Raw genomic sequence first — 6,594 nt, forward strand, 5'->3', positions numbered from 1 at the left:
TCAGTCCCATTCCAGGCCGCCGCGCCGCCACACGTACGCGTAGGCGACGAAGACGGTGAGCACGAAGAGCAGCATCTCCACGAGCCCGAAAACACCCAGGGCGTCGAAGGTGACGGCCCAGGGGTAGAGGAAGACGATCTCGATGTCGAAGACGATGAAGAGCATCGCCGTCAGGTAGTACTTGATGGGGAAGCGCCCGCCGCCGGCCGGCGTGGGGGTCGGCTCGATACCGCACTCGTAGGCTTCGAGTTTGGCGCGGTTGTACCGCTTCGGTCCGATCAGCGTGGCCATGACCACGGAGAAGATCGCAAAGCCTGCCCCGAGGGCTCCCAGTACGAGGATGGGCGCATACGCGTTCACCGCTCCTCGCTCCTCTCAGTCGGCACTGACTGCTGGCGGTTAGGGGCTCACAGCCGTCTCCTCCGTCCCACCACCCCCGCTCGTCCCGGCGAAGATCGGGAACATGTGAAGCAGGTCACAAGCCCAACTGCAGGGCATCTTATGCCCGAGGCACTGTGATCTGCGACACGGGGTATTCCACAAGCTTTGTGATCTCCACCACCTGACGAAGGATCATGAAGTCGGATGAGCTGCGATCTTCACACGGGAAGCACACGAGCAATCACGAAAAGTGACAATTTACTTCGTCTTTGCAGGTAGGAGGGGGTGTGCACTATCAGATGACCGGCGTCCGGCGCAAAGTGGCGGTCGGCGTCAAGCCCTTGATATAGGGCGGCTTTTCACACATCAGGGGGACGGCGGAACGGCAAGTGGACACGTTCGCGTCTTCACAAGCTCCCCCGGCGCGGCGCACGGGACGGATGGGGCTCGTGGGACTGACGTGACGAAGGGGATGTCGGCACCCCGAGCGGACAAGTCGGCCGCCACGGCCGCGAGCCCGAGCCGGCCACTGCGGCCGCGAACCCGAGTGGGCCGCGCCGACCGCCGCGCCGCGAGCCCGGGCGGGGCGAGTCGGCCACCGCCGCCGTGGGGCCAAAGGGGGCGAACCGGGCACTGTCGCCGCGAGCCCGCGCGGGACGCGCCGGCCGCCGCGACCGCGCGTCCGAAGGGGACGCGCCGGCCGCTGCGGGCACGGGAAGGGCACGAGTGTGCGCGACGCGCGGACGCAGGGTGGGGTGGTGACCGTTCCGTGACCTCCACCACATCCATGAGAGCCGCATGAGAACCGGGCTTGGCCAACGGTCTCAACCAGTGGTAGGCACGGGGCAATTCGGACGTAACAGCGAAAGACCATGATCACAGGCATGATCATCAGTGCCCCGAATGTCCGTTACGGCGTCAATAAAGGGCGACACGCCCGGCGTTCGCACCCCTCGTTGAGCAAATGTGGCGCAGCACACGTTTCTTGAAGATATGAAGGAGCCCCTGGTACCCGTTGTTCCCATGTCCCACACCGCTCACATACGCAGCCACCGGAAGCCCCGCCGTAGCGCGTCGAAAATCGCGATGCGGGCCGGAGTCGCCGGTGGTGTCCTGGGCACCCTGGCAGTGGCCGGTGCGTCGGCCTCGTCGGCGAACGCCGCGGAGCCGGTCACCCAGACCCTCGAACTGCCCACGCTGACGGCCGATCTGGCCGCTCAGGTCGCCCAGTCGGCGGACGCCACCCAGCAGGCCGCCGCGAACTACCAGCTCCAGGCGGAGCGCGACGCCGCCGCCGCGAACGCCGCGAAGCAGGCCAAGTCGGACCTCGCCGAAGCCAAGAAGAAGGCCGAGGCCGCCAAGAAGAAGGCGGAGGCGGCCGCCCGCAAGGCCGCCGCCGAGCGCGCCTCGCGCGACGCCCAGCGCGTCACCCTCACCGCCTACTCGACCGGCGGCGGCAGCGACGACTCCGGCTCCGGACCGAGCACCGGCACGGGCGACAGCACCGTCACCGGCGGCTCCACGGCGACCGGTTCGGCCGCCGCGATCGTCTCCTTCGTCAAGTCGCAGGTCGGCAAGGCGTACGTCTCCGGGGCCACGGGCCCGTCCGCGTACGACTGCTCCGGCCTGGTCCAGACCGCCTTCAAGCAGGTGGGCATCAGCCTGCCGCGCGTCTCCCAGGACCAGTCGACGGCCGGCACCCAGGTGTCGCTGTCCAACCTCCAGCCGGGCGACATCCTCTACTGGGGCGGCGCCGGCAGCGCGTACCACGTGGCCGTGTACGTCGGTGACGGTATGTTCGTCGGGGCGCAGAACCCCTCCAGCGGCGTCGTGGAGAAGCCGCTGTCGTACGACCCGCCGACCGGCGCGGTGCGGGTGCTCTGAGGCACTCACAGCGCCGTACGGGGTGAAGGGCCGCAGCCGCTCGGGGGCAGCGGCCCTTCCGGCGTTGCCGGTTCGGGTGCTTCGGACGGTACGGACGCGTTCGGGCGGTACGGAGACCTTGCGGGCGGTACTCCCGTTTCGCCCGGGACGCGACCCAGGGCATGACTGAGGCCGGCTCAGGAACGAGCCGGCCTCGCCGTCGTGGGTCCGGGGCCTCCCCCGGCGTGGGTCACGCCTTGGGGGCGACCTTGCTGAGGCCGTTGATGATGCGGTCCATCGCGTCGCCGCCCGTCGGGTCGGTGAGGTTGGCCAGCAGCTTGAGGGTGAACTTCATCAGGACCGGGTGGGTCAGACCGCGCTGCGCGGCGATCTGCATGACCTTCGGGTTGCCGATGAGCTTCACGAAGGCGCGGCCGAGCGTGTAGTAGCCGCCGTAGGTGTCCTTCAGGACGCGCGGGTAGCGCTGGAGAGCGAGTTCCCGCTGGGCGGCCGTGGCGCGCGAGTGGGCCTGGACGATGACCTCGGCGGCGATCTGGCCGGACTCCATGGCGTAGGCGATGCCCTCGCCGTTGAACGGGTTGACCAGGCCGCCGGCGTCGCCGACGAGCAGCAGCCCGCGCGTGTAGTGCGGCTGGCGGTTGAACGCCATGGGCAGGGCCGCGCCGCGGATGGGGCCCGTCATGTTGTCCGGGGTGTAGCCCCAGTCCTCCGGCATGGAGGCGCACCAGGCCTTCAGGATCTCGCGCCAGTCCAGTTCCTTGAAGGCGGCGGAGGTGTTGAGGACGCCGAGGCCGACGTTGGAGGTGCCGTCGCCCATGCCGAAGATCCAGCCGTAGCCGGGCAGCAGGCGGTCCTGGGGGCCGCGCCGGTCCCACAGCTCCAGCCACGATTCCAGGTAGTCGTCGTCGTGGCGCGGCGAGGTGAAGTACGTGCGCACGGCGACGCCCATCGGGCGGTCCTCGCGGCGGTGCAGCCCCATCGCCAGGGACAGCCGCGTCGAGTTGCCGTCGGCGGCCACGACGAGCGGCGCGTGGAAGGTGACCTCGCGCTTCTCCTCGCCGAGCTTGGCCTTCACGCCGGTGATGCGGCCGGTGCGGTCGTCCACGATGGGGCCGCCGACGTTGCAGCGCTCGTACAGCCGGGCGCCCGCCTTCTGGGCCTGCCGGGCCAGCTGCTCGTCGAAGTCGTCGCGCTTGCGCACGAGTCCGTAGTCCGGGAAGGACGCGAGGTCGGGCCAGTCGAGCTGGAGCCGGACGCCGCCGCCGATGATGCGCAGGCCCTTGTTGCGCAGCCAGCCCGCCTCTTCCGAGATGTCGATGCCCATGGCGACCAGCTGCTTGACGGCGCGCGGGGTCAGGCCGTCGCCGCAGACCTTCTCGCGCGGGAACTCGGTCTTCTCCAGCAGGAGCACGTCGAGGCCGGCCTTGGCGAGGTGGTACGCGGTGGTGGAGCCGGCCGGCCCCGCGCCGACGACGATCACGTCGGCGGTGTTCCCGGCGAGGGACTCGGAGAGGGGCTCAGTCACGACGGTCACGGCGGGATCTCCCCAAGGTCGAAAAGTCTGCGTGCCGACCGGCACTGGACACGGGCAGTCTATTCAGCGGCCCTGATCACCGGGCTGACGGGCCGACTCCGGACGAACCAGACCACTGCGGTACGGACGAGGGCCGGGGCGGTTCCCCGGCCCCCGGCCCCGTCAGTCCTGCTTGAAGCCCCGGTGCAGCGTCACGATGCCGCCGCTGAGGTTGCGCCAGGCCACCTTCGACCAGCCCGCCCCGCGCAGCCGCGCCGCCAGCGCCGCCTGGTCGGGCCAGGCGCGGATGGACTCGGCGAGGTAGACGTACGCGTCGGGGTTGGAGGAGACCGCCCGCGCCACGGACGGCAGGGCGCGCATCAGGTACTCGGTGTAGACCGTGCGGAACGGCGCCCACGTGGGGTGCGAGAACTCGCAGATCACCACGCGCCCGCCGGGCCTGGTCACCCGGTGCATCTCGCGCAGCGCCGTGTCGAAGTCCTGGACGTTGCGCAGCCCGAAGGAGATCGTGACGGCGTCGAACGTGTCGTCCTTGAAGGGCAGCCGCGTCGCGTCCCCGGCCGTGAACGGCAGCCACGCGTGCTGCCGCTTGCCCACCTGGAGCATCCCCAGCGAGAAGTCGCACGGGACGACGTACGCCCCGGCGCGGGTGAAGGGGAGGGAGGAGGTGGCCGTCCCGGCGGCGAGGTCGAGGACCTTCTGCGCCGGCCGGGCGTCGACCGCTCTGGCGACCTCCTTGCGCCACCGCCGGTCCTGCCCGAGGGACAGGATGTCGTTGGTCAGGTCGTACCGTTCCGCCACGCCGTCGAACATCGAGGCGACTTCGTGCGGCTGCTTCTCCAGGGATGCGCGGGTCACCGGCTCATTCTTGCAGCAGCCCGCGCGGGGCCTACAGCTCGCCCCGCGCCGCCGCGCCGACGAACACGGAGAACGCCTCCGGCGCGACCGAGAAGTGTCCCCCGGCCGGGTTCTTGGAGTCACGCAGGGCTACGTGGGCGGAGAGGTCGGCGTACTCGATGCAGTTGCCTCCGGTGTCGCTGCTGTGCGAGGACTTGTGCCAGGCGGCGCCGTTCAGGGGCGCGCACTCGACACACTGCCCGCCGGTGTCACCGCTGTACGACGACTTGCGCCAGGCCGCGCCGTCGAGAGGGGCGCACTCAATACAGTTCCCGCCCGTGTTGCCGCTGTAGGAGGACTTACGCCACTGCGAGTCCACCGGGGTCGGCTTGCTGCCCATAACGCTCCTCCATCACACTGGCGATCAGCGCCGCCGAGTCGTCCACGGAGAGGGCGGCCGCTTGCAGGTGATCGTATCGGAGCGAACCTTCTTTGACGGCTTGCGGATTGGCCGTCATGTGGCCCTGGACGAAGTCCTCGGTGTAGAAGATGTCCGGGTCGTTCTCGAAGCGCAGGAGGTTGAACGAGCCCATCAGCCCGGCGTGCGCGCCCGCCTCGAAGGGCAGGATCTGCACCCGCACCCACTTGTGGGTTCGCGTTACCTCCAACAGATGGGCCAGTTGCTCACGCATGATCTGAGCGCCGCCGATTTTCTGATGCAGCACGGCCTCGGAGAGAACGACCCAGACCAGAGGGGAGTTGTCACCGCTGAGGATGCGCTGTCGGTCGATCCGAGCCTCCACCAGGGCGTCCAGATTGTCGTCGTTCCGGACCCCGAGCAGCGCTCGCGCGTACTTGGGCGTCTGCAGCAGCCCGTCCACCAGCTGGGCGTGGAACGACGAGATGTACGTAGCCTTCGACTCCATCTCCGCATACGGCTGGAACCAAGTCGGCAGCTGGCTCCGCAGAACCAGCCCCACCAGCCGCGAGAACATCCCGTCCGTGTTCAGCGCCGCGTCCACGCGGGCGGAGAAGTCCCGGGTCGGGACCTTCAGGGCCGTCTCGATCTGGCCGACCAGGGAGGCCGTGCAGAAGACGATCTCGCCCAGGTCGGCGAGTCTCAGCCCCGCCGCCTCCCGAAGGCGGCGAAGCTCCGCGCCGTAGTAGTCCAACGGTGAAGCGAACGGGTCGAGTTGCTTGATATTCGCCATGCGGCAGACACTCCTCTCTCCTGGTAGCCGAGAGTAAGCGCGCCGTACTCGCTGCGTAATGCCAACGACAGTAATCGTATTTATGGCCGGGACTACGCCCTCCGGTACACCAGCCGTCCCCCCACCACCGTCGCCAGACAGCTCCCGTCAACCGCGACAACGGTGAAGTCGGCGCGGGCGTCCGGCGCGAGGGCGGAAGGGGCGGGGGCGACCAGGACGCCCGAGCGCTGGACGGCGGTCCGGACGGCCGGGCGGGCGAACGGCCCGGCGACCGCCGTCACCCCGCGCCCCAGCATCCGCTGGAGCCCGCGCCGGGCGCTCGCACCCCACCGGGTGTCCGTCATCGGGAGGGAGGCGGCGGGCAGCGGCTCGGTGCCGAGGTCGTCGGCCTCGCGCGGGTCGGGCCAGTACAGGGTCTCCAGCAGGCGTACGGCGTCGGGCTCGTACCGTCCGGGTTCGAGCGTGCCGTCCCACTCGCGGACGCGGGCGCGGTCGCCGTGGGCGGCGTGCAGTGCGGCGTACGGCCCGACGGCGAGGATCCGGCCGCCGTCGACCGCGACGGAGCGCGCGTCGTCGGCGAGCGGCCGGTGGATCGTCAGCATGACGGTGGCTCGGTGGGGCTCAGTTGGAGGTGAGGAGCTTCAGTTCGGGGTGGGCGGTGCCGCCGTCGATGGCGGTGGAGGAGATGTGCGACATCACGCGGTCGTCCACCGGGTCGTTCGCCGGGTCGTCGTGCACGACGAGGTG

General features: G+C 69.8%; 7 protein-coding genes and 1 pseudogene. 1 reads left to right on the plus strand and 7 read right to left on the minus strand.

Features of this window, described 5'->3' with window-relative positions; genetic code table 11:
• Entirely contained in the window at nt 1–360 is a 360-nt protein-coding gene (locus tag AB0N63_RS35160; protein ID WP_007383963.1) for an NADH-quinone oxidoreductase subunit A, read from the minus strand.
• A 1,044-nt stretch (nt 361–1,404) separates the two neighbouring features.
• On the opposite strand from AB0N63_RS35160, the gene AB0N63_RS35165 reads away from it, so the two are divergent.
• The gene (locus tag AB0N63_RS35165; protein WP_365535906.1) at nt 1,405–2,265 is read left to right on the plus strand and encodes a C40 family peptidase; all 861 of its coding nucleotides are present in this window, start codon (nt 1,405–1,407) and stop codon (nt 2,263–2,265) included.
• 229 nt (nt 2,266–2,494) lie between these two features.
• Here the strand turns inward: AB0N63_RS35165 and AB0N63_RS35170 are convergent, their stop codons facing one another.
• The 6 genes and pseudogenes from AB0N63_RS35170 to AB0N63_RS35195 all read right to left on the minus strand — a co-directional run.
• On the minus strand, nt 2,495–3,799 hold the full coding sequence (locus AB0N63_RS35170; RefSeq protein ID WP_365535908.1) for a geranylgeranyl reductase family protein: 1,305 nt from the start codon (nt 3,797–3,799) through the stop codon (nt 2,495–2,497).
• 162 nt (nt 3,800–3,961) lie between these two features.
• The gene (locus tag AB0N63_RS35175) at nt 3,962–4,657 is read right to left on the minus strand and encodes a demethylmenaquinone methyltransferase (protein WP_365535910.1); all 696 of its coding nucleotides are present in this window, start codon (nt 4,655–4,657) and stop codon (nt 3,962–3,964) included.
• Nucleotides 4,658–4,688: 31 nt separating this feature from the next.
• Nucleotides 4,689–5,036 (minus strand): DUF397 domain-containing protein, encoded by a 348-nt coding sequence (locus AB0N63_RS35180; protein ID WP_365535912.1) that lies wholly within the window; start codon nt 5,034–5,036, stop codon nt 4,689–4,691.
• A complete protein-coding gene (locus AB0N63_RS35185; RefSeq protein WP_365535914.1) occupies nt 4,996–5,847 on the minus strand; it encodes a helix-turn-helix transcriptional regulator in 852 nt (283 codons plus the stop codon). The genes AB0N63_RS35180 and AB0N63_RS35185 overlap by 41 nt, the downstream gene beginning before the upstream one ends.
• Before the next feature lie 92 nt (nt 5,848–5,939).
• Complete coding sequence (locus AB0N63_RS35190) at nt 5,940–6,449, minus strand: hypothetical protein (RefSeq protein ID WP_365535916.1); 510 nt, start codon at nt 6,447–6,449, stop codon at nt 5,940–5,942.
• Nucleotides 6,450–6,468: 19 nt separating this feature from the next.
• Nucleotides 6,469–6,594 (minus strand): annotated as a pseudogene (locus AB0N63_RS35195) (dehypoxanthine futalosine cyclase); the annotation flags it as partial.

The organism is Streptomyces sp. NPDC093260 (assembly GCF_040683715.1).
Taxonomy (GTDB): Bacteria; Actinomycetota; Actinomycetes; order Streptomycetales; family Streptomycetaceae; genus Streptomyces; species Streptomyces sennicomposti.